Origin of the sequence: Shewanella surugensis (genome assembly GCF_023284005.1) — a bacterium.
In the GTDB taxonomy this organism is placed as follows: domain Bacteria; phylum Pseudomonadota; class Gammaproteobacteria; order Enterobacterales; family Shewanellaceae; genus Shewanella; species Shewanella surugensis.
On the sequence record NZ_JAKIKS010000033.1, the window covers coordinates 20,459 to 45,350 of the forward strand.

Sequence of the window (24,892 nt, forward strand, 5' to 3'; positions counted from 1 at the left end):
AGCCGCGCTTTTATAATTTTTGGATGCTTTAAAGAAATGACCTGAGCCCAAAATGTGACCTAGGTCATGGGGCGAAGTTTATTACTAAATCCACTATATTTCGAGGATTATTTTAGTGGTACATCCACCTCCCCTACATGTTTTTAACATCTAAAGCGAGTCAACTGAAATAACAATCAAGAATTAAGACTATTTATTCAAAAAAAAGAGGAGCCAAGCTCCTCTTTAACTTGATATTACTTGGGCTGTCGCCAGAATACTGCAGCCAGTGCAGGTAAAATAATTATGGCACCCAACATGTTAACTAAAAACATAAAAGTCAGTAATATTCCCATGTCCATTTGAAACTTTAACGCCGAAAAAAACCAAGTGCTGACCCCAACGGCCAAGGTCAGACCAGTAAAGACCACTGCACTGCCCCGTTCAACAAGGGCTTCATAGTAAGCATCTTGTACTGACATCCCCTCACGTAACCTCACTGCCATGGTCGATAAAATATAAATACCATAATCCACTCCAATACCGACCCCTAGCGCTATCACAGGTAACGTACTGACCGCCAAGCCTATACCCAGGTACGTCATTAAAGCTTGCGCAAGGGTTGATACCACGTAAAGAGGAATAATGACTGCTAATGTGGCTTTCAGCGATCGAAAGCTGATTAAACACAAGATAAATACCGCGCCATAAACATATAACATCATCGGTAATTGAGCTGCCGCCACCGCTTCATTAGTTGCCGCCATGACCCCTACAGGACCAGAAGCTAATGTAAAGCGTAACTTATCAGTATTCATCTCTAGGGTTAACTGTTTCACTTTAGCCAATACACGCTCAATCGTATCGGCTTTATGATCGGTTAAAAAAACATAAACGGGCATCACAGAGCAATCACGATTTAACAAACCCGAGGTCGTGGGCACGCGTCCTACCGCTTGCACTAAACTGGCTGTCGTGCGCGGTAAAATATGCCATTTGGGATTACCTTCGTTAAATCCCGTATTCACCCTTTTGGCAACCGATGCCAAACTCACCGTCGACTCAACGCCCACCGTATTACTTAATAGCCACTCGAATTCATCAACTTGAGACAAGGTATCATGGTAAGTACACGCTTCAGGAAAGGCTTCGACGATGATCGTCATCACATCCGTGGTGATAGAGAAATGATCGGTAATAAAAAAGGTATCTTGATTATACCGCGCACCTTGATGCAAAGCCGACGCCCCCGCATTTAAGTCACCTATTTTCATTTGACTCGCTTGCTGCGCCCCCCAAAGATATAACACGCCAGTGACAGACAAAATAACCACCGCATATTTGGGCGTGGCAAATCTTGATAACCGCCGCCAAACGGGAATCATCGCCACCGCGCTCGGCTGCACCTTCACGCGTATATGGGTATAAGAAATCAATAATGGCAATAAGATTAAATTGGTTAAAATAATGACTGCAACACCCAGTGATGCCGAAATGGCCAACTCACGTATAATCCCAATATCGATGGTCAGTAACGTTAAAAACCCCACCGTATCGGATAAGAGGGCAATACCACCGGGGATCAGCAAGCTGCGAAAGGCAAAAGCGGCTGCCGCTTTGGTACTGTGTCCTGCCAGCACATGACGCTTAACGCCATTGATCATTTGAACGCTATGACTGACCCCAATGGCAAAAACCAAAAAAGGAATGAGTATTGACATGGGATCTAAACCAAACCCCACTAAGGTCAATAAACCTAATTGCCAACTGACCGCCACTAAACTGCACACGAGTGGCAACAAGGTTAATAATAAAGAACGTGAAAACAAATACACCATGATGGCAGTAATGAAAATCGCCAATAAGAAAAACAGTACAACGCCTTTGGCACCGTCAGCCACATCACCAGCCATTTTAGCAAAGCCGATAATATGAATTTTTATGCCATCGGTTTCATACTGCTTTCTAAGCTGCTGCTCTAACTGCGCCGCAAACGCTAGCGTATCTAATGGCTCGCCCGTTTGTGGGTCAAAATCCAGCAGCTGCGCTTTTACCATAGCCGCAGAATAATCTTGTGCGATTAACCGCCCTACAATTCCTGCCTTTTCAATATTGCTGCGAACAACGGCTAATCCTTCTGGCGTCACCGTAAAATCAGCGGGGATCACAGGGCCGCCCGCAAAACCATCCTCCACCACTTCGGTAAATCGCGTTGAAGGCGAAAAAAGAGACTTCACCTGAGCACGATCAACACCGGGAATGAAGAACAATTGATCATGCACATTCTTCAATGTATCAAAAAAGGCGGGATTGAAAATACTCCCGCTGGTATCTTCAACCGCAACCATGATGCTATTAGCACCACCAAATTGCTTTTGGTGCTTAAGATAAGTCTGCATATACGGATGGTTTAGCGGAATGTTTTTCACAAAAGCCGCGTCCATCTTCAGTAAGCTGGCTTGATAGCCTAAACACACTGTAATGATAATAAAGACACCAATGACAAAGGCTCTTTGGCGAAATAGAAACGACTCCAGCCCATTAACCCATTTTTCTAACATCTTTCAGCCCTATTGTTATTATATTTATTGGTTTTCTGTTAATCGAGCAAGGCCCTTGTTGCCTGCAATCCAACGCTCTCCATTGGATAACTCTGCAATAGCTACCACACTTTCACCTTGGCGTTGCTGTACCAATCGACTCTTATCATCTAAATCCACATCAATGATCACACCGGCATTACCGACGATCCTAATCCCGTGATCTTTTAACGCCATCACCCCATTAATGGTGGCTTCAATCGGTAAGTCGATAGCTTGCCAAGTCGATAAATCTGATGATTTAAATAAGTGGCCCCGCAATCCCATCACATACACCGCATTACCGGCCTCAATAGCATTGAAAAAAGAACCTTCATAAGTTAATTTTTTCTTGTGCCAATGTTGGCCTAAGTCATGAGAAACCGCGACTAAGCCGAGTTCTCCCACCATTAATAATCGAGCATCTGATAAGGCAATAATACGATTAAAATGCGGTAACAATGTGCTACGCTCAGATAAGTAAAAGGTCATATCTTCGTTTTTTAACTCTTCAAGATAAGCAATATCTTCATCGAATAATAATTCTTGATGATACTCACTTTCCCAACTACGCCCGCCATTGTGAGTACGATAAAATAGCCCATAAGCCCCAACCGCCACACCATGCTGTTCATCAAAAAACAACACATCTAAAAATGGTTTTTCAATGCGGGATGACTGCATTTGTGACTGCCAACTTTGACCTGCATTTTGGGTATGTAAAATGGTCGCATCATGACCCACAGCCCAGCCTAAAGAAGGGGTTAATAAAAAGACTTTGGTGAGCAGCGCTTGAGTTGGCGAGTGGACTTGTTGCCATTGCTCCTTGAAGCTAAAAATATGCCCACGCTCACCAACTGCAATGGCAGTCTCTTGCATTGACACAATATCAAGGACTAAGGCTTGGCTCGCTAAAGGCTGAATAGGATCATTAAAAAAATTATTTGTTTCAGTACGTTCAAAATCTTCAGCAACCAGAGGATGTTGAACGCATAATAAACAGAGTATCGCTAATAGGCGATATCGAAGTATGCTCAACCACATACAAACTTCCTTTTAAGTTAACACCTCCTTATCATTTACTGAGCATAATAAGGGGTCACACCCAGCCCGCTTTTCAACGGAACATAAATAAAATCACAGCGATGCTTGCTCAAATAACAGTTAAGCAAGCATCATTATTAACGGTTAACGTATACCGGTTCGCCTTAAAGCCGCTGGGGTAAAGTTTGCTTCGCTTAAACGCGCACCAAAATCATACATACGCCCTTCGTTATCTAATCCCATGGCAATATATCGACGTGACTGTAGATCATGAAACACTTCTAACGTACTCCATTGGGTCGGCACTTCGTAATAATTTAACCCATGGGCCATTGCCACCCGATATAGCTCATCACGGTTATCATAGAGATCCGCTGCGGCAATTTGCCAAGAATCTTCATCTATGTAGAAAACACGGCTCTTATAAATATGACGCATGCCCTCTTTTAACGTCGCTTTAACCACCCAAACTCTGTGCTTTTCATAGCGTACATATTCTGGATTGATGTGTCCTGGCTGTAAGATTTGATCATATTCCAACTTATCGGAATGCAACTTATAATCATTGTATGGAATATAAAGCTCTTGCTTACCCACCAATTCCCATTGATAACGATCTGGCGAGCCGTTAAACATATCAAAGTCATCAGTAGTTCTTAACCCATCAGACACCGTACCAGGGGTATCAAACGCCACATTGGGCGCTTTACGTACCCGGCGCTGACCCGTATTATATGTCCATGCTTGACGTGGTAGCTTCTCCTGATCCATGGTTTCTTTAACTAATAGAGCCGTTCCTGCTAAGCGGGCTGGTTGTGTCACTACCTGTTTAAAATAAAACAAGGTATTGTCTCTAGACAGTTTATCGGTACTCATTTCTGGACGAGAGTACACAGACCGCAGCTCTTCTTTCGTCTCAACAAGCGTATAACTTCCGCCCGATGTCGGTGCAGCCTGACTACGAGAGCTCTTTAGATCCACACCACGAAAACGCAACACATGATTCCAAATCACTTCTAACCCATTTGCAGGAATAGGAAACGGGATCCCGATAGCCGCGCCGACAATGCCGTTGCCCCCATCCACCAGCTTCGCACGTGTCGCATTCGCTTTTGTGGCGTCATAAACAAACTCAGGAAATGAAGCACTACGACGCGTTTGATAAACATTCATCTTGAATGTATCAGGATATAAACTAAATAACTGCAGTTGTCCGGGGGTTAACAAGGCTTTATATTGCGCTTTATTCTTATTGGTAATGGTAAACTCAATTTCATCCTTTGGAAAAGGATCAAGATGATGCATACCAGTATTATAGCCTGCAACAGGCTTAGTGATCCCCCCATTCCAAGCAGGAATAGAGCCATCTTTATTACCCGCTTTTTCTGCTCCAAACGGGGTCAACGTGGTCGTTAACTTTACAGCCTCAGCCTCTGTCACTTTAGCTTGAACACTTTGGCCTGTCAAAGCAATAACCAAGGCGGTAGATAATAAACCTAAATTTTTCATACTGATATCCTTATATTGATCTCAAGTACTCAACTTCTAGTACTTGATCTCGAGTGCTTATTTTCTAGTGGTTTATATAGAGTATTTAATATTAAATGAAATATAATCCCTATCTTCTAAGGTGTTGGTCGTCCCAACCCCATCAAAATAAGTGTTGTAGGATACATCCGCTGCCCAGCTACTTTGATAGTCAAAACCTAACCCCACAGCAATTGATTTTTTATCTTCCGTAAATAAATACAAGGGATCTGGGGTTATCCCCTCAACATCGTGAGAGAAAATAAACCGAGGTGACATATTGACTCCCGCAAAAATATTGTTGTAGTCAGTTTTTAAAACAAAACGATAGCCCCAAGCAAAATCAGTCGGGAATGGATTGGTTTCAGGACCGTTATGTAATGCTTGGATGATCCCAGGCTTTGCTAGATTACCTCCCGAATTGGCGGTACCCGGACCATTAAGCCGTAATTCATTAAATCCTGGCATATCATGGATCCAAATAGCGCCTATTTCCGCCAACGCCGTCACACCATCATTCCCCAGTGAGGGACCAAATAAATGCGTAAACGTCACCTGTGCTTGAGTAGTATCGGTGCGAATATAGCCATCAGCCGTTTCGCCAGGCTCAACCACTTCCATTTGCGATACACCATCTAGATGGCTATAATCATCGACAAGATCATCATCTGCATTAGCAAGTTGTTGCGGCATCGCTGCAAACAACAACTCGACATCATCAATTTGTAATGGCTCATCTAAACGGTGCGCGATTTCACCTGCCACCGACGTATCACCCACTAAGGTATTAAAACTAAACCCAATGAGTTGAATATCTTCAGGGTAAACAATTTGTGCTTTTGAGAACGTCTCTAAATTCAATAATTCACTGCGGTCCATGGTCGTACCATTTTCCGCTAAACCACCCAAATATAACAAATCTCTGGCAACGGCCTCTGCGGTGAAATTGGCCGTCGTGCCGCTAATTAATGGCCGACGGCTATGATAATTCATGTAATACAAACCAAACTCTGTTTCACCTAAATCAGGTGCATAATAGCCAAACTTCACCCCCCACTGACCATCGTTGCTCGCCGATTGACTGTCTTTCACCAAGGTGGCTTTTGTCGGGTAAGCCAACGCATATTGCTCTAACTGCTCGGGTGTTAAGCTGTTTGAGGCCATAAGGGCAAGAAAATCGTTGTACTCCGATAATAAGAAATCAATATTCATATCGGGATTGGCATTGAATCCCAACTGTGCATTTTGATGATAACCGCCAAAACCGGCAAAATCATTGGTGGAAAAGAAGGAGCCTGAAGTCGGTACCCACACCTCTTGCCAATCATATTGATAAAAAGCTTCTACCGATAATTCATGGGTGATCCCAAGGGATGCCCATAGCATGCCTTGAGGGCGATAGGCTTCTTTAAGTTCTGCACCTGGCGCATTAAGAATATTTAAATCAACGGGATTGATCACCCCAATACCATGAGCAATTAAGGTACTTTCTCCCCAAGAAATTACTTGCTGCCCGACACGAATAGCCAGTGGATTTTCGCCTTGATTCAAATCAAAATTAGCGTAAACAAACGCATCTAATAAGCGCACATCCTTGCACTGCACTTCTGATGCCTTACTGTCAGCACAAGCATCATAAGATTTATCGGTTAATGGATCAGTAAATTCGAAATCACTTTCTACTAACACTCTGTCATAAAAGTACATGCCCCGCACAAACACACCATAATTTTCATAATTCAATGACAGCTCATGTAGTCCTTTTACCATTTCAGAGGTGGTATCACCTTGAGAATAAAGTAAATCACTCAAATCACCATTACTAGAATAGGAGCCGGGTTGAGACCAAATTTGTGCAGGTGTATAAATAATATTACCCGTGAAGGCGGAATACCCCGTCCAATCAAAACGAGGATGATTCACTTTACCGATTTGATTATCCCAATCCCGCTCTTGTGCCCGCCAACTCGCACCCGCCGAAAAAGTCGAATCAAACGTTCCATCAACTTCTCCCCAATTAAAAGAAACCGCCTTGACCGGAAGTGACATTCCCATTGCAGCCATAATAGTAATAGCGAGTACAGAGCGGTTAAAATTCCTTCTACTTTCTTGCATAATGACTTCTCTCCATAACCTGTCGCTTCTTTGTTATTAAGAGTTTTTAAACATATTATTATCCGACAGGCAACATTATTGTTACAGCATTCACATGTAATGAGCAAGATAAGAATTTGAAAAATAGATAAAAAAGACGATTTCAACCGTTATAATCGGCGAAAAAATCAAGCAGTGACATTTGAATGAATAACAATAAGAAGGGAATTAAGACACAAATAAAATCAATAAAAACACAGATAACATATACTTAATCATACACGTACAATATCACAACAAATGAAAAAATCAATCAATCGTTTGAAGCAACTACTCTATTTTTTGCAAAGAAATTATTCCACCACGCTCATTCAATGTGAGTTTAAACAGCCCTTTAACGCCTTTAAGGTAAAAAAGGTTCTGAAATGTCGGCCATGGATCCAAATAATCTGACCTGACACATCCCTGACCTCCACATTTTGAATGTGTCCTTGATAGAAAGGCATAAATTCGTGATAGCTTAAATTTAAATGAAACGTAAACACTCGCAACAATAATGTCCTTTTTAACGATTAGTACATCTTTCCAAGGGAGATCCCTAATCCCGTTGGTTCCTGCCATTTCAACGGGATTAGGGATATAATAAAGCATTCAATATGAAGAAAAAAGAGAATGGTTAACCTTCTTTTTTCTTGTAAACTCATTGATAGAGAGTTCCTTATGGAAACCTTAACAAGTTAAATGTGACAAACACTCATTTTGCCCATAAGCGTCTGCTTAAGTGATCAATCACACACCGCTTCACCGATATCTTTCCACACTTTCGCGGTCCCCGGTTCATCGCCTTGTGTCCACCACGCCGCTTGCCATTGTCTACCATTATGCTGCGTTTGCTCTCCCGCTTGAAACACAATCGCCTGACATTAATATTACTCTCAAGTGGACATGGCTGCGTGGTTAATGAAGGCGTATCACCTTTAGTCCAGTATTTGGCCGTCCAAACCAATGAGTCATGGCTCACTGCATCTCCCTGTTGGTAAAAAGTATCTGCTTGCCAAACAGCATATAGACTCGCACTGACATCCAACGCACCATCAGATACGATTACGGTAAGAGAATATTGGCTTAGCTCTTCCACACTGGGCGCAACAAGATTAAGTATATCAGTGCATTGAGCTGTCGCCATTAATTCACTCGGCACACTCCATTGATACACTAAGCTGTCATCGTCAGCATCACTTCCAACCGCAGTAACACTGAATGTATCACCCGCTGTCACGCTCAAGCTGGAGTCAAGACTGGTATCTGCATTGCTTAATATTACCGCTCCACTGATAATTGCTGCCATAAATAGGTTAGATTTTCTCCTTCTGGATCCCGTGATAACGACCCCTCTAAGGCCACATCCACCGTTCCAGTGACACTTTGCGCTTGCCCCGCATGGGCACTCGGCGCTAAGTTTGTCACCGTATCACTGTCACCACCATTGTCACTGCCATTACCTAGACCTTCATTCATGGCATTAAGAATGTCGCCATTATCAGCATCGATTTCCCAAGAAAATAATCCCCCTAAAGAATGCGATAAGGCATACGCATCTTTGACTTTAACAAAACTCACATCATCAAAAGTGATCAACTCGCCTGTCGTTGAATTAAACACATAAGGCGCTTGAGCTTGCTCATCATAGTGATATTGCCAATTTAGACATCCGATTATTCATCAACAAACCCCCAACGGTATACTTTAGTCAAAATAGAAAAACAAATTTAAAATCATGCCAACACATTAATAAAGAAGAAATTAAAAATACAACAAAAAAGTGCATACGTTACAGAGTGAACAAATAAAGTAAAATCTATATTTACTTTTTATTTAGATTCTTATTTAGTGACGGACATTCATTATTTCAGTCTGTAATCCCCCTAATAAGTATTCGATTCCATCTATTCTCATGCCAATTAACACTAAATAAGCCTTAATCGACAGTACCAATCGCATTATCACTCTTATCAGCCCCCCTATAAAGTGATATTCGTCTACACTTCACCTGAGATCTCAAGTCAAATTAGGTAAACAGTCCATAATGCTGATCCTTACTGCTTCGTGGCGCCGCGTCACTTTTATCATCACATTGCTCCTGTTGACACCTACATGGGTATGTTCAGCCACAATGCATTCGTCACCTTGGTTACAACACACCACGCAAGTGATTGAATTAATAGAAACATCCCCAATTGACAACCTTCAAACCCATCAAGTTTGTCCCAATATGAGCATTAATAATAAGTCCAGTAAAATACAAGTTAGAGCTTTAGCGACCGTTCATTATCCAACCCTCGTCTGTCGCACCTTATTACCCCTATCAGCTCATCAAATCACATTGAACAAACAGCTTTTTGCCATCAACCCAGCACCAGTAAAACGGATTATTTTGATCGGTGATGCTGGATGTAAAGCTCATGATTATGAACAATTTTATCAATTTTATAATAATCCTAGCCTCTGGCCTTCCCATCAAACCTCAACACAAATTACATTACTTAATCCTGACTTGATCATCCATACTGGCGATTATATTTATCGAGAATCTCCCAGCCCTAAAAACAACGATAATTGCGCAAACACGCCCTTTGGCCATAATCAAGCCACTTGGGATGCCGACTGGTTTACACCAGCTACGCCCATGTTACTCACTGCGCCTTTTATTTTTTCACGGGGTAACCATGAAACATATAAAAGAGCCGGTGAAGGTTGGTTTCGTTATTTAGCCCCTAGGCATCACTTCGACAAATGTATCGAAAATACCTCGCCTTGGTTTACCACCTTAAGTTCATTACAACTGGCCATACTCGATACTGCCAGCATTAAAACCACGCAACAAAAAGCCCTAACGTCACTTTATAGTGGTCAACTGAACGAAATCAATACCTATAGTAATCGTCAGTCAAATAAGCCAGTTTGGAGCATCAGCCATCGACCTTTCTGGGGCTATGGCACCAACTTGCCTAATCAAATCGGAAAAAGAAAAACAAAAATCTTACAAAAAGCCGTCAAAAAAAGCCCTTTATCAGCATCTATTGATGCCATCATCAGTGGTCATTTACATTTTTCGCAACTCATTGACTTTCATGGACTACGCCCGACTCAAATCATCACCGGGAACGGTGGAAGCGATTAAGCCAATCGCTCCATTTCCCCCGATAAAATCGATGGGGCCTCAATCAATACACAAGAAATTCGTTACCAATATGGCTTTATCGTCATGGATCAAGATAAACACAATCACTGGAAGATAAGCTTACAAGATGTAGCAGGTGATGAACTCCTCATTTGCAATCTGATAGCTAAGACACTGTCCTGTTAGGCTATGATTAACAGAGAACGATTAACGAGATCACCATTGAAAATAAAACTAAGCAATGCTTATATAAGGAAGGTGTTTATGCAAAATATGATCACTGGAAAAGTTTGTACTCTATCCATATTACCTTTTTTAATCCTATGGCAATCTATCGCTGTTTCCGAGCCCATAACAACTTCAGCTTGGTTACAATATACGGCTGATGGATTAGAGGTTAGAGCCCTTATTCCTACACAAATTGGTACACTCAAGCCCAACAATAATATCGATAAAATCGATCCCACTGATACCAATGAAACCGTCAGTTCCAAACTCAATGCATTACTCAATACGCCAAATGACGTGCTTGACAGTCAAAGCCAAGATCCCTGTCCTCACATCAGCATCGATGGCTTAACCTTAAGTATGCAAGTCAGAACAAAAGCAACACCTAACTTTCCTAAACGAGTCTGCAGTGTCCATATTCCCCCAAAAGCCAACATCATCACCCTTAATGACATTGTCTTCACCACTGTAAAACCCAAACCTAAACGCATTGTTTTATTAGGCGATACTGGATGCCGTTTATCTGGAGGACAACGACATTATCAAGCCTGTAACAATACCAGTCTTTGGCCATTTAAGCATATCGCCAGTCGCATTGCCGACTATCAACCTGACTTGATTATTCATACTGGCGATTATATTTACCGAGAAGTGGCTTGTCCAAAAGGTAATGCAGGTTGTGCCGGCAGTCCATTTGGCCATAATCAAGCCACTTGGGACGCCGATTGGTTTACTCCCGCCAGTCGCATGTTACAAACAGCACCGTTTGTTTTTCTTCGAGGTAACCACGAAGGCTGCGATAAAGCCGGGATCGGTTGGTTTCGTTTTTTATCACCTAGGGCCACACCCGATACTTGTGAGCCTAATACCCCCCCTTGGTTTATCACCTTAGACACTTTACAGCTTGGTATTATCGACAGCGCCATTGTCACTAACAATCAAAAAAAATCCCTCAGTACCACTTTTGCTCAACAGCTAAAAACCCTTACCCCTCAATATAATCGACCTGCTTGGCTATTGAGTCATCGACCCATTTGGGGTTTCGGCGCAAGCGACACAGGCACCACTCTCACCAAGCAAACCCAAGCTTTACAAGCCGCAGTCAAAAAGTCCCCATTACCAGACTTTATTAACCTTATCGTCAGTGGCCATATCCATTTAGCGGAAATACTCGACTTTGATGGCAAACGTCCCGTACAAGTACTGGCTGGAAATGGCGGAAATATGTTGGTATCTCGCACGCCCCCAGCAACTGAAATTGATGCCATGGCCATTAAGCAATCAAAAGTCTTGTATCAATATGGTTTCGTTGTCATGGAAAGCGATGAAAAAGATAACTGGCGAATAAGCTTTCGCGATGTCGAAGGCCGAGAACTTGAGGCCTGTTTACTGAGCGAAAATCAGCTATTCTGTGAATAACGGTGATTTAAAAACTATTTTATTGCCGATAAAAAGTCGAGAGCTTTATTCAAATCCCGCGTTCGACTCATGGGCGGTAACGAGTGTAAGAATGCTCGCCCATAGTCTCGATTAACAATGCGGTTATCACATAAGATCAACACACCATGGTCTTTTTCATCACGAATGAGCCGACCTACGCCTTGATTTAACGTAATAATGGCTTGCGGCAAGGCAATACTGGTAAAAGGATCCAGTGCTTGATGACTCATGCTCTCCACCCGAGTACGAAACACTTTATCCTCGGGTGAAACAAAAGGTAAGCGCTCAATAATGACGCAGCTTAATCGCTTCCCTTTCACATCCACTCCTTCCCAAAATGCGCCGGTACCCAGCAATACGGCATGACCTAACTGCCTGAATTTTTTTAATAGTCCTTGCTTACTATCTTGCCCTTGCACTAACATCGGATAATCGACACAGCCATATAACGCTTGCGCCACTTTTTCCAACATACGATGACTGGTGAAAAGCACAAAAGTACGGCCTTTTGCCGCATTGGTAGCTTGTATACAAATATCACGCATTTGTCTGACTGCGGCCGTTTCATTATTCACATTGGCCAAATGCCGAGGCACACAAAATAGCGCTTGTCTCTGGTAATTAAAAGGGCTACCTAATAACAACTGTTTAGCTTTCATTAGGCCTAATGATTGACAAAAAAGCGTCAATGTTTGGTTCATCTGTAAGGTGGCAGAGGTAAAGATCCAACGAGTTTGGGCATTGAATATTTTCTGACATTCACGGGCAATATTCATCGGTGCCATGGTGAGCCGTAAATCAGGCTGTGAAAAATCAATGCGGTAAAGTAATTGCGTATTATGACACTCAAAAAATGCGCTTAAGTCTTGATAAAAATCAGTCAACTTATCAGCCTGCTCATCTAAGGCATAACTGCGCGATCCATGCTTAGCTAATAATTCACGCAAGTGTTTTATTGACGTAAGCAGTTCCCATGAATATTGCGCCAAGGATTTTTCCGACAAGAGTAAACGCCCATCGGTTACGCCTAGTTTTCTTATTTCTTGTTGCCAAATGGACAAGGCTTCAAAGCCAGCCATGGCCAAACGCGCGATTTGTGCGCTGTCTCCGAGTTCACTGCGCTGTATATGGGAGATCTGGTTTAATAATCGAACTAAATAAGCCATAGATTGCTGCTGACCTAAATAGCCTAAAGCAATATCGGGCAATTGGTGAGCCTCATCAAAAATAACCACATCAGCATCCGGCAATAATGTTTTTAACGTCGATTCTTGCAATAACTTATCAGCAAAAAATAAATGATGATTCACCACGATAATCTTGGCATCTAACGTACGAAGACGCGCCTTTCGCGTAAAACAGGCATCAAAATAGTGACAATCTTGACCAGAGCAATCTTCCTTTTGACTGCGCACTAAATCTAAGGCTTTAGCGGACTCAGACACCGACGTCAGTCCACCGAAATCCCCATCCAAGGTTTTGCCCGCCCATTGATGGATCCGCAATAAGTCATCAAGTTGTTCAGGAACAATAAATTGAGGATTCCCGAGTTGCTTCGAGAGTCTTAATTGGCATAAATAGTTACTTCTCCCTTTTAATAGCGCGACTTTTGGAGTGAGTTTAAGCATTGCAAGTAAGGCGGGAATATCTTGATACGCTAACTGCTCTTGCAGCGTTTTGGTTCCAGTGCTGATGATAACCTGTTGCCCACTGAGTAAGGCTGGCACTAGATAGGCAAAGGTTTTCCCAACCCCCGTGCCCGCTTCAACAACGAGAGGCTCAGTATGACTCAACGCATCGCTCACAGCCTGAGTCATATCAAATTGTGCTTGGCGGATCCGATAACCTTGAACATGCTGTGCGAGCACTCCAGTGTCAGAAAAAACAGCGGCGCTACGCTGGGCAAGTTGACGGGTCAAAGCAATAAACTCAATCATCAGTAAAAAAGCGTATTATCCTGATTTCCGCCCACATCACAAGTTTAAAAAATGTAAACCCTTTGTTTGTAAATAGTGCATGGACCGCTTATTTATAGGCTATTTCGTCGAATAAATGCTATTTAGATGATGTTTTTTCATGGCTTGAAATTAGGTGTTGCAATCCCTTGAAAAAGTGACTACCTTAAATTAACGCTGAGGCAGGGATTTCTTGATTAAATTATTCGAGTCACATTGATCATTTAAGCTTAAACCGTCTACAGCCAAGACCTTTTTTAGTCATTTAACACCGTTAAATGACTCACTGTAAAGAAAAGAGATACCAATATGACACAGCTTCCAAGCACGCTCCATCACCATCATCAGCGGTAGCCTTCGGAAGCTCACTGCCGAAGGAATGATCCCTTCTGGCGGTTGATAGAAATAATATCAAAAACCCTCAGAAGAAATTCTGAGGGTTTTTTCGTTTTAAGACGAAATAAAATAGCAAGATTGAAGTTTTAGTTTAATTTTTAATTAAGATATATTCAAATTAACGTTTAATTATCAAGTTTATAGGAACACATCATGTCTGAGTCAAATCGATTACGTATTGCCATTCAAAAATCAGGTCGCCTGTCTAAAGAGTCCCTTAAATTATTGAAAAGTTGTGGCGTTAAATTCAACATCAACGAACAACGACTCATTGCACACGCCGACAATATGCCTATCGACTTATTGCGTGTCCGTGATGATGATATTCCTGGTCTGGTCATGGATGGGGTGGTTGACTTAGGCTTTATCGGTGAAAATGTGCTTGAAGAAGAGCAAATTGAACGTGAAATGCTTGGTAAGCCCGCTCTTTTTAATAAACTAAGACAATTGGATTTTGGCGCTTGTCGTCTATCACTCGCCGTGCCTAATGAATTTAACTATCAAGATGCCAGCTCATTAGAAGGTTTACGCATTGCCACCTCTTACCCTAATTTGTTACGTCGCTATATGCAGGAAAAAGGCATTTCATATCGTGACTGTATGCTAAAAGGTTCGGTTGAAGTCGCCCCTCGAGCAGGCCTATCCGATGGTATTTGTGACTTAGTATCCACTGGGGCCACCCTTGAAGCCAACGGTTTGTATGAAACCGAAGTCATTTATCGCTCAGCGGCCTGTCTCATTCAATCCACTCAGGCACAAGATCCTGACAAGCAAGCCTTGATTGACAAAATATTATCTCGTATCAATGGCGTGGTACGGGCTAAGGAAAGTAAGTACATTCTCCTACACGCGCCGACTGATAAGTTAGAAGAAATTGTGGCATTACTGCCTGGCGCTGAAAATCCAACGGTCCTGCCGCTCAATGACGATACTAATCGTGTCGCGATCCACGCTGTCAGTACCGAAGATTTATTCTGGGATACCATGGAAGCGTTAACACAATTGGGGGCAAGTTCAATCCTTGTCATGCCAATCGAAAAAATGATGGGGTAAAGCCATGCAGATCCTAACTTGGCAATCTTTATCTGACACGGAAAAAGACCAAGCCTTAGCTCGCTCGCCAATGGCACAGAGTCAACACGTTGAGCATGATGTCAGTCAGATCATTAATACCGTGATCAATCAAGGCGATCAGGCCCTTTTTGACTATAGTCAGCAGTTTGATGGTGTCAGTTTGAACAATATCAAACTCAATGAGACGGCGATTAGACACGCCTGTGACAATCTTGATGACACGCTCAAAACGGCCATTAAGCAAGCCATGGACAATATTGAGCGTTTTCACCGTGCCCAAACCTTTCAAGGTGTCGATATTGAAGCCGCTGGGATCCGCTGTGAACTGCGGTCTGAATCAATTGAAAAAGTGGGTTTGTATATCCCTGGTGGCAGTGCGCCCCTTATTTCAACGGTGATGATGCTCGCCTTACCCGCTAAAATCGCAGGTTGTCAACAAAGAGTGTTAGTCAGTCCACCGCCGATTGATGATGCCATTATTTATGCGGCTAATGCCTGCGGTATAGAAGAGATCTACCAAGTCGGCGGCGCACAGGCCATTGCAGCACTCGCGTTCGGCACAGAGTCAGTCCCTCAAGTGGATAAAATCTTTGGTCCGGGTAATCGTTTTGTCACCGAGGCTAAACGCAGCGTCAGTCAAGATAACCGTTGTACCGTCAGTATTGACATGCCTGCAGGCCCTTCAGAAGTGCTCGTCATTGCTGACGGCTTGGCCAACCCTGATTTTGTGGCCGCCGACTTATTATCACAAGCAGAACACGGCCCCGACTCACAAGTCATACTCGTCACGGACTGTAACACTTTAGCCAAGGCGGTTAACCTGGCACTCGAGTCGCAGCTGGCCCAGCTTTCTCGTATTGACATAGCCACACAAGCGTTAAGTAGCAGTCGCTCCATCATCGTTGACAATTTGGATGAAGCCGTCAAGGTCTCCAATCGCTACGGGCCTGAGCACCTGATTATTCAAACACAAGCGCCGCGAGCGCTGCTCCAGAATATTCGCGCCGCGGGCTCTATTTTTCTCGGGGCTTATACGCCAGAATCGGTTGGCGATTACGCCAGTGGTACCAATCATGTCTTACCGACTTATGGTTACAGCCGTACAGTTTCCAGCCTGTCTTTGGCCGATTTTTGTCGCCGCTTTACAGTACAGGAGCTCACCGCTCAAGGTTTAGCCCATTTAGGGGGAACGGTGATGACACTGGCCAATGCAGAGCAATTAGATGCCCACAAAAATGCCATCGCCATTAGGCTGGCAAGCTTAACAACATCATAATTCGCCGCAATGATAGCCGCCAATACCCTAGCGGCAATCATCATCGCAATAGAGATTATCTAAGCGATATGACAATGAGTCATCAACAAGGTAGACGAGGTAAAAACGATAATGACCGCACTCAACTCGCTTAATTTAGCCCAGCGCCTAGCCCGCCCTGAGCTACTGGATCTTGAAGTTTATCAATCGGCTCGTCGTCTTGGTGGACAGGGTGATATTTGGATTAATGCCAATGAATCTCCCTTTAACAATAGTGATATTGACAATATCAATCGTTATCCTGAATGCCAACCTCCGGCCCTTTTACGTGCTTATAGTCAATATGCAGGCATTGACAAAACCCAGCTTATCGCCAGTCGCGGCGCAGATGAAGCCATTGAGTTACTCATTCGCACTTTTTGTGTCCCCGCTCAAGATAACATCGCCATTTTTGGTCCCACCTATGGTATGTATGCCATCAGTGCACGCACCTTTAATGTGGGCGTAAAAGCATTATCGTTAACCACCGATTATAATTTACCGCAAGATTATCTATCACAAATAAAAGACCAAGCATCATTGGGAATAACTAAATTGGTGTTTATTTGTAATCCCAATAACCCCACGGGCACCATTATTGAAAAACCAAGACTGATTGAGATTATCAAAAGCCTGCCCGATTGCTTGGTCGTGGTTGATGAAGCCTATATTGAATTTTGTCCTCAATACAGTGTCTGTGATTTACTCGATACATACCCCAACCTTGTGGTGCTGCGCACCCTCTCCAAAGCCTTCTCACTCGCGGGGGCTCGCTGTGGATTTTTACTCGCTAACAGCAATATTATAGACATGGTCATGCGTGTCATCGCGCCTTATCCTATTTCTGAGCCGGTGAATCAAATAGCCACCAAAGCCTTAACCCCACTATCATTGATCATGATGCAACAACAGGTGGATGAGCTTCTCAATCAAGGTGGACGTTTGACTCAGGCACTGAAACAGTATGGCGCCACGGTATTACCGGCAAACGGTAACTATGTCCTCGCTAAATTTGACAACATCGATGCAATAACAGCACAACTGAAAACGGCTGGCATCGTCGCCAGAGCGTATAGCGATCCCCGACTAAGCCGCTTCATTCGTTTTAGTTTTACCAATGAAGCGCAAACTAATCGCTTAGTCGCCTTTTTAAGCCAAGCTAAAAACAGCGAATAAGACAGATCGTACATTGCTAAAAGCCAATGCGTCAGTTAGCAGACATTAAATTTGAATTGAAAGTTACAGGTAAGCAAAACATGAAACAGAAAATACTCTTTATCGATAGAGACGGCACCATGATTGAAGAGCCGATCACCGATAAACAAGTCGATACCTTAGCCAAGTTAGTGTTTGAGCCCAACGTCATTCCTGCACTGCTTAAATTGCAAAAAGCGGGCTTTCGCTTGGTCATGATCAGTAACCAAGATGGTTTGGGCACCCCGTCGTTTCCAAAAGAAGACTTCGATGCGCCACAAAACATGATGATGCAGATTTTACAAAGCCAAGGGATCCAGTTTGACGATGTATTAATTTGCCCGCATTTTAATGATGAAAATTGCAGCTGCCGTAAACCGAAACTGGGACTGGTCAAAAACTACCTGACTCAAGGTAAAATCGACTTCACCCAATCGGCAGTCATTGGCGATAGAGTGACGGATCTCAGTCTGGCCGACGCCATGGGCATTCAAGGCTTACAATATCATCCACACACTCTCAATTGGGACACGATCTGCGATCAGCTACTCGGTCGTCATCGCGTTGCAACGGTGGTACGTACCACCAAAGAGACCGATATTCGAGTAACGGTGGATCTCGACTCAAGCCAAAAAGGCAAAATCGATACGGGGATCGGCTTTTTTGACCATATGCTAGATCAAATTTCAACCCACGGAAATTTCAAGATGAATGTGGTGGTAGATGGCGATCTCGACATTGACGATCACCACAGTGTCGAAGATACGGCATTAGCCATCGGTGATGCACTGCGCCAAGCCTTAGGCGATAAACGCGGCATCGCCCGCTTCGGCTTTAGCATCCCCATGGATGAAGCCGAAGCACAATGCTTATTAGACTTATCGGGTCGCCCTTTCATTAAATTTAATGGCGATTTTGAACGTGAAATGGTCGGCAGCATGGCAACGGAAATGGTGCCGCATTTCTTCCGTTCACTGGCTGATGGTCTTCGTTGCACCTTGCATTTATCAACCCATGGCGATAACGATCACCACAAAGTCGAAAGTTTATTTAAAGTGTTTGGCCGTACATTACGCCAAGCGGTCACTATTGAAGGCGATACCCTGCCTTCGAGTAAAGGTGTGTTATGAGCCAGCAGAGTCTCAATAACCCAAGCAATGACAGTATCAGTAATACTGTCCAAGATACCACGGTGATCATCGATACGGGTTGTGCCAACCTCAATTCAGTCCGTTACGCTTTTGAACGCCTCAATAATGACGCTGCGATCAACACACATGTGTTAGTCACAGATGATCTCACTCTCATCAAAGCGGCCACTCGCGTGGTGCTGCCCGGTGTTGGTAGCGCAGGGGCGGCAATGAATTCATTGCAAAATAAGCAATTAATTAATCTCATTAAAGGCTTAACCCAACCCGTATTGGGCGTATGTCTAGGCATGCAGATGATGAGCACATTGTCTAGCGAGCGCGGCGGCAAAGATAAAGACTGTGAATGTTTAGGCCTTATTCCGACACAGATCAGTGAACTGGACAGTCGAGGTGCGCCCCTGCCCCATATAGGCTGGAATCAAATCATGCCTTCAGCGCACCCTTTATTTGATGGCATTAAGGCGGGCAGCTATGTGTATTTTGTCCATAGTTATCGCGCCCCATTAAGCGACTATACGATTGCCCGCTGCCAATACGGCGAAACCTTTAGTGCAGCCATTGCCAAAGATAATTTCATGGGCGTGCAATTTCACCCTGAAAAAAGTAGCGATGTGGGCGCTAACATTCTCAGCAACTTTGTCAACATGAACAGCAATACTGACTTTAACGCTTTCACCCCTTTAACTCTTTCAAACCCTGTAGAGACAAATGTATGATTATTCCTGCTATCGATCTCATTGATGGACAAGTGGTTCGCCTCTATCAAGGAGATTACGACAAGCAAACCACCTTTAAGCTCAGTCCGCTGGAGCAGTTGCAATCCTACCAAGCTCAAGGGGCTAATTTATTGCATATCGTGGATTTAACGGGCGCGAAAGATCCCGACAAACGCCAAACAGCCTTGATAAAATCCTTAGTGGATGGTTTACAAACCAAAATTCAAGTGGGTGGTGGCATTCGCAGTGAGGCGCAAGTGGCTGAGCTACTTGATCTCGGCGTAAGCCGTGTCGTCATCGGCTCCCTTGCGGTCAGCCAACCTGAATTAGTGCAGTCTTGGTTTGAAAAGTACGGCGCAGAGACCATCTGTCTAGCCTTAGATGTCAACATTAATGACAATGGTGAAAAAATCGTGGCCGTCTCTGGCTGGCAATCCGGTGGCGGTAAAACATTAGAGTCACTTGTGGCTCAATTTACCCCTTTTGGTCTCAAACATGCTTTAGTGACCGATATCAGTCGAGATGGCACTTTGTCAGGCGCAAATACTCAGCTTTATCAAGAAATTGCAAAAGCTTACCCTGATATTCAATGGCAAGCTTCTGGCGGTATTGCCAATATTGATGATGTCGCCGCCGTCCGAGACAGCGGTGCATCCGGTATTATTATCGGTAAAGCCTTACTCATTGAAGCATTTGATGTTAAAGAGGCAATCACATGTTGGCCAAATCGTTAATGGATGATCCACAAAAAACCATGCACACATTATCCATTGAAATCACTGACAAAATACCTTACTCAATCGTCAATCAAGCGGTTAGCTTAATCATCAGGAGAGTCTTTCATGCTCGCTAAACGTATTGTTCCTTGTTTAGATGTTAAAGACGGCAAAGTGGTCAAGGGCGTACAATTTCGCAATCATGAAATTGTCGGTGACATTGTGCCCTTAGCCGCACGTTATACCGTTGAAGGTGCCGATGAACTAGTCTTTTATGATATCACCGCCAGTGTCCATGACAGAGTCATTGACAAGTCTTGGGTCAGCCGAGTCGCTGAGCAAATTGATATCCCTTTTTGTGTGGCAGGCGGCATTAAAACGCTGGCTCAGGCACGACAATTGCTCGCCTATGGCGCTGATAAAATATCGGTTAACTCACCAGCCCTCAGCGATCCTTCGCTTATTTCAAGACTGCAAGATGAGTTTGGCCGCCAATGTATCGTCATTGGGATCGACTCTTATTTTGATAAAGACAGCCAGAGCTACAAAGTCAAACAATTTACTGGGGATGAAACGGCGACCAAAGACACTCAATGGTATACCCAAGATTGGGTAGAAGAAGTGCAAAAAAGAGGCTGCGGTGAAATTGTGCTCAATGTAATGAATCAAGATGGTGTTAGGCAAGGTTACGATATAAAACAATTGTCTATTGTACGTGCCTTATGTGATGTACCGCTTATCGCTTCAGGCGGTGCGGGCACCCTGTTGCATTTTAAAGACGTCTTTTTAGAAGCTAAAGTCGATGCAGCTCTCGCCGCAAGTGTGTTTCATAAAGCCATTATTAATATTCAAGCATTAAAAGCCTACTTACAACAACAAGGTATCGCTATCCGACGCTAGTATAAAGTTAGGCATATAACTTCAAACCGCAATCGACTTTGATAAATCTATTACTCTTTAACATTAACGCGTTATAAAAACCTAGCGCCAAGGATTGAACCATGACAGACTCTCTTATTACGCAACTTGACTGGGACAAACAAGATGGACTTATTCCTGCCGTCGTGCAAAATCACTTAAGTGGTAAGGTGCTTATGCTCGGTTACATGGATAAAGCCGCATTGGAAAAAACCCTCAGTAGCAAACAAGTGACCTTTTTCAGTCGTAGCAAACAACGATTATGGACCAAAGGCGAAAGTTCAGGCCATACGCTCGAGCTCATCGCCATCGATAAAGATTGTGACAATGACAGCTTGCTTGTACAAGTACTTCCCAATGGCCCAACCTGCCATTTAGGCACTGAAAGTTGCTGGAAAGACGGTAAAAGTCATAGCTTTATTGATAATTTATCCAAACTCATTGCCGAGCGGAAAGGCCAAGATCCTAAAAGCAGTTATACCGCCTATTTATTTGATCGTGGCACCAAACGTATCGCTCAAAAAGTGGGTGAAGAAGGCTTAGAGACAGCGCTAGCAGCAGCCACCCATGATAAACCTGAGCTTATCGATGAAGCCTCCGATCTGCTTTATCATTTATTGGTCCTCCTTGAAGATCAGCAGCTGAGTTTAAGTGATATTACGCAAAATTTAATGCAGCGACACCTCAAAGCTAATAACGCCGATAAGTAAAAGATAAAACACCCACCTAAGTGGCGTTAATGAAACTTTCATGAGTGAAGATAATGGGCTAAAGATGAACGCTCGAGTCATACGCTCGCGCTTTCATCATCGATAATGATCGTTCACGAATATCTATTTATTGCTTAAAGTGACGTTTGTTGTAAACACAATAAAGCCATTTTAACCTCTCCGTTCACCCTTAAACTGAACGTTAAACAACGGCATCAAAAACAATCATCAATATCATAAAAAATCCTCAGCAACCTCCATTAACCTATTATTCAGAACTCTGTTTTTTATATCCAATTTATCAATTTATCTTAGTGTTGGGTCATTTAACTTCTGCTACAATCTGCTTCAAATTAAGCCTACTACTCTCATAAAAGTGTCCCCCTATGGTTCTTGCAGATAAAGTGTTAGTCGTTAATGATAATCTTCCCATTCGTACCGATAAACCCGTCCATTCAGGAAAAGTTCGCAGCGTCTACTGGCTAACGGCCAGTGACAGTGCCCGCTTAATTGAAGAAAAAGGCTACGATATTCCAGCCAACACCCCGCTTGCGATTATGGTGATAAGCGATCGTATTTCTGCCTTTGATTGCATTTGGAAAGGTGAAGATGGCCTCAATGGTGTACCGGGAAAAGGCATGGCACTTAATGCCATTTCTAACCATTGGTTTACACTTTTCAAAGAAAAAGGCTTGGCTGATAGCCATATTTTAGATATTCCTCATCCGTTAGTCTGGATTGTACAAAAAGCCCGTCCCGTCATGATTGAGGCCATTGCCCGCCAATATATTACCGGCTCAATGTGGCGTAGTTACAGCCAAGGGGAGCGTGATTTTTGTGGCATTATCCAACCCGAAGGATTGAGAAAAGATCAAAAACTACCTGAATTACTGATCACCCCATCCACAAAAGGGATCCTCACGGGTCTTGAAGGCGTCCCTGAAGCCGATGATGTCAATGTGTCGCGTGAGGATATTCTTCGTCATCTTGAAGGGTTTAATTTTAATAATGAACACGATGTCAGTCTGTATGAAAAACTATTAAAAGAGGGCTTTGAGGTCATCAGTAATGCTTTAGCTGAACAAAATGAAATCTTTGTCGACACCAAATTCGAATTTGGTTACGTGAAAGATGCAGCAGGTAATGATAAGTTGATCTATATGGACGAAGTGGGTACGCCCGATAGCTCACGAATTTGGGAAGGTAAAGCCTTTGAGCAGGGTAATATTATCGAGCAATCTAAAGAAGGCTTTAGACAATGGTTACTGAACCACTTCCCTGAACCCGATATTCTACTCAATAAAAACCGCATGCCAGAGCGCTTAGCCTTAGCAAGCGATAATCTATTGCCTCAAGAGATCATGATGATGATTTCAGATACTTATATCGGTATAGCAGAAAAAATTATTGGTAAAAGCCTACCTTTGAGCTTACATCCAAAACAAGAAATTATCGACGTATTACGTAATGAATATCAACTCATTGATTAATCATTAATGTAAACTGATAAGGTAAGCGCCAGACTTGTTTGACGCTTATCTTTTAAATTAAGTCTCAGATCACATCGCTAACATTTCATCATCTTGGTCGGTTTGAGAACAGTATTCCCAATGCATGCCATTCATGTCGGTTTCACCGAACGATCCCCAGCTCATCAACGGCCCTCTATATTATATGGCTTATCTCAAATACAAATTAAACACCATTTAGTCTCCCATAAGACGGTAAGTCTCCCCTTACTCTTAATCTGAATATAGCAAACGATAGAGTTATCATTTATTATTAAATGACATTAAAGCGCCATCTATTTTTGATAAAGAAGTCATCATTATTGTTTCATTGATACCAAGTAAATTGAGTGTATCTCTTGAACTCTCAATGAGCGTTTTATTATGCTTTTTCATTTTTACATTAAGTTTGTTTTCTTCTATAGAAGCTTGTTGTAATATCACCTTTCTTAACTCTTCCCCACGTAAAGCCTCTTTTACATTACTCAACTTATTGACAACCCCGGCTTTAAACTGTTCTAACATTGCAGGTTTTACTGTCCCTTTCTGGCGTAATTCTAATTGTTTAAAAATATGATCTATCCTATGTTCTGTCATTTTATCAACAACTTTACTTCTTATATTGTCTAAACCAAATAAAGATGTGGCACTTAATCGATTAACAACACTCCGACTCGTCAACAGCCCCATGACAGCACCAGCGGTTCCAAATATTGATGCAGCAATTAACCCCATAACCCCAACACCCGTTGATAACAAAGAAAAGCTTACTGCTGCCGCTGACATACCTAGAGTAATACTCAGTGTTGTCATTGCTGTAAACACTCTCGTTTTCATTGGCGCTATTGACCACCAATTACGGAGATCCATTATCGTCCTTTCAAGCGCCCCGATGCTACCCACTTCATAGATATCTTTGCGTGCAGTCCCCAAATCTTGTAAAAGTTGACGTTGAGCCATATAGGCAGTAACAATCTTCCCCCTCTCTCTTAAACCACCCGTTGACTGCATTCCTTTAATTAACGCATTCACAGCCATTTCAACATCACGATGCTGGCCCATTTTTTTTGCAAAAACTTTCCTGATTACCCATAAAGCTCAGCCATGCTTAAATACTTCTGTGGCATAGGAGCAGTTCGTAGTGCGACATACATAAATCGTGGCAACATGTCTTCAAGCGAGAACCTT

20 protein-coding genes and 1 pseudogene are annotated in these 24,892 nt (G+C 43.0%); 11 read left to right on the top strand and 10 right to left on the bottom strand.

Translation table 11 applies throughout. The features are described 5' to 3' along the window. Positions 1-236 precede the first annotated feature (236 nt). From L2764_RS10380 to L2764_RS10410, 7 genes are all read right to left on the bottom strand, one after another. Positions 237-2,540 carry an efflux RND transporter permease subunit gene (locus tag L2764_RS10380; RefSeq protein WP_248940148.1) on the bottom strand — a complete coding sequence of 768 codons (2,304 nt, stop codon included), beginning with the start codon at positions 2,538-2,540 and terminating at the stop codon, positions 237-239. 24 nt (positions 2,541-2,564) lie between these two features. Beyond that, entirely contained in the window at positions 2,565-3,602 is a 1,038-nt protein-coding gene (locus L2764_RS10385) for a WD40/YVTN/BNR-like repeat-containing protein (RefSeq protein ID WP_248940149.1), read from the bottom strand. Between the two features lie 144 nt (positions 3,603-3,746). Then, positions 3,747-5,111, bottom strand: a complete 1,365-nt coding sequence (locus tag L2764_RS10390) for a DUF1329 domain-containing protein (protein WP_248940150.1) — start codon at positions 5,109-5,111, stop codon at positions 3,747-3,749. Between the two features lie 72 nt (positions 5,112-5,183). Then, positions 5,184-7,244 carry a DUF1302 domain-containing protein gene (locus tag L2764_RS10395; RefSeq protein WP_248940151.1) on the bottom strand — a complete coding sequence of 687 codons (2,061 nt, stop codon included), beginning with the start codon at positions 7,242-7,244 and terminating at the stop codon, positions 5,184-5,186. 350 nt (positions 7,245-7,594) lie between these two features. Beyond that, positions 7,595-7,729 (bottom strand): DUF2835 family protein, encoded by a 135-nt coding sequence (locus L2764_RS10400; RefSeq protein ID WP_248940167.1) that lies wholly within the window; start codon positions 7,727-7,729, stop codon positions 7,595-7,597. Positions 7,730-7,977: 248 nt separating this feature from the next. After that, a complete protein-coding gene (locus tag L2764_RS28515) occupies positions 7,978-8,571 on the bottom strand; it encodes a carbohydrate-binding protein (protein ID WP_446539679.1) in 594 nt (197 codons plus the stop codon). Next, positions 8,544-8,942 (bottom strand): glycosyl hydrolase family 18 protein, encoded by a 399-nt coding sequence (locus tag L2764_RS10410; RefSeq protein ID WP_312018351.1) that lies wholly within the window; start codon positions 8,940-8,942, stop codon positions 8,544-8,546. The genes L2764_RS28515 and L2764_RS10410 overlap by 28 nt, the downstream gene beginning before the upstream one ends. Before the next feature lie 367 nt (positions 8,943-9,309). Here L2764_RS10410 and L2764_RS10415 point away from each other — a divergent pair, with 367 nt between their 5' ends. Further along, a complete protein-coding gene (locus tag L2764_RS10415) occupies positions 9,310-10,404 on the top strand; it encodes a metallophosphoesterase family protein (RefSeq protein ID WP_248940154.1) in 1,095 nt (364 codons plus the stop codon). Positions 10,405-10,668: 264 nt separating this feature from the next. Further along, positions 10,669-12,051: a metallophosphoesterase family protein gene (locus L2764_RS10420; RefSeq protein ID WP_248940155.1), complete on the top strand. Its 1,383-nt coding sequence runs from the start codon at positions 10,669-10,671 to the stop codon at positions 12,049-12,051. 14 nt (positions 12,052-12,065) lie between these two features. Here the strand turns inward: L2764_RS10420 and yoaA are convergent, their stop codons facing one another. Continuing rightward, a complete protein-coding gene (gene yoaA / locus L2764_RS10425; protein WP_248940156.1) occupies positions 12,066-14,009 on the bottom strand; it encodes a DNA repair helicase YoaA in 1,944 nt (647 codons plus the stop codon). A gap of 567 nt (positions 14,010-14,576) precedes the next feature. Between yoaA and hisG the strand changes: the two genes are divergently transcribed. The 9 genes from hisG (at position 14,577) to L2764_RS10470 (ending at position 23,686) form a co-directional block, all read left to right on the top strand. Then, positions 14,577-15,476 (top strand): ATP phosphoribosyltransferase, encoded by a 900-nt coding sequence (gene hisG, locus L2764_RS10430; protein WP_248940157.1) that lies wholly within the window; start codon positions 14,577-14,579, stop codon positions 15,474-15,476. A 4-nt stretch (positions 15,477-15,480) separates the two neighbouring features. Next, entirely contained in the window at positions 15,481-16,773 is a 1,293-nt protein-coding gene (gene hisD, locus L2764_RS10435; RefSeq protein WP_248940158.1) for a histidinol dehydrogenase, read from the top strand. A 111-nt stretch (positions 16,774-16,884) separates the two neighbouring features. Then, positions 16,885-17,967, top strand: coding sequence for a histidinol-phosphate transaminase (gene hisC, locus L2764_RS10440; protein ID WP_248940159.1), 1,083 nt, complete (start codon positions 16,885-16,887; stop codon positions 17,965-17,967). Positions 17,968-18,047: 80 nt separating this feature from the next. After that, the gene (hisB, locus tag L2764_RS10445; protein WP_248940160.1) at positions 18,048-19,115 is read left to right on the top strand and encodes a bifunctional histidinol-phosphatase/imidazoleglycerol-phosphate dehydratase HisB; all 1,068 of its coding nucleotides are present in this window, start codon (positions 18,048-18,050) and stop codon (positions 19,113-19,115) included. Continuing rightward, positions 19,112-19,852, top strand: a complete 741-nt coding sequence (hisH, locus tag L2764_RS10450; RefSeq protein WP_248940161.1) for an imidazole glycerol phosphate synthase subunit HisH — start codon at positions 19,112-19,114, stop codon at positions 19,850-19,852. The genes hisB and hisH overlap by 4 nt, the downstream gene beginning before the upstream one ends. Continuing rightward, a complete protein-coding gene (gene hisA, locus L2764_RS10455) occupies positions 19,849-20,586 on the top strand; it encodes a 1-(5-phosphoribosyl)-5-[(5-phosphoribosylamino)methylideneamino]imidazole-4-carboxamide isomerase (RefSeq protein WP_248940162.1) in 738 nt (245 codons plus the stop codon). Before hisH ends, hisA begins: the two co-directional genes overlap by 4 nt. A 108-nt stretch (positions 20,587-20,694) precedes the next feature. Then, positions 20,695-21,468, top strand: a complete 774-nt coding sequence (gene hisF / locus L2764_RS10460; protein ID WP_248940163.1) for an imidazole glycerol phosphate synthase subunit HisF — start codon at positions 20,695-20,697, stop codon at positions 21,466-21,468. A gap of 101 nt (positions 21,469-21,569) precedes the next feature. After that, on the top strand, positions 21,570-22,196 hold the full coding sequence (hisIE, locus tag L2764_RS10465; RefSeq protein WP_248940164.1) for a bifunctional phosphoribosyl-AMP cyclohydrolase/phosphoribosyl-ATP diphosphatase HisIE: 627 nt from the start codon (positions 21,570-21,572) through the stop codon (positions 22,194-22,196). Between the two features lie 386 nt (positions 22,197-22,582). Further along, entirely contained in the window at positions 22,583-23,686 is a 1,104-nt protein-coding gene (locus tag L2764_RS10470; protein WP_248940165.1) for a phosphoribosylaminoimidazolesuccinocarboxamide synthase, read from the top strand. Between the two features lie 282 nt (positions 23,687-23,968). On the opposite strand, the gene L2764_RS10475 is transcribed toward L2764_RS10470, so the two are convergent. Beyond that, on the bottom strand, positions 23,969-24,736 hold the full coding sequence (locus L2764_RS10475) for a hypothetical protein (RefSeq protein ID WP_248940166.1): 768 nt from the start codon (positions 24,734-24,736) through the stop codon (positions 23,969-23,971). Positions 24,737-24,789: 53 nt separating this feature from the next. Further along, a pseudogene (locus L2764_RS10480) lies at positions 24,790-24,892 on the bottom strand (IS1595 family transposase); the annotation flags it as partial.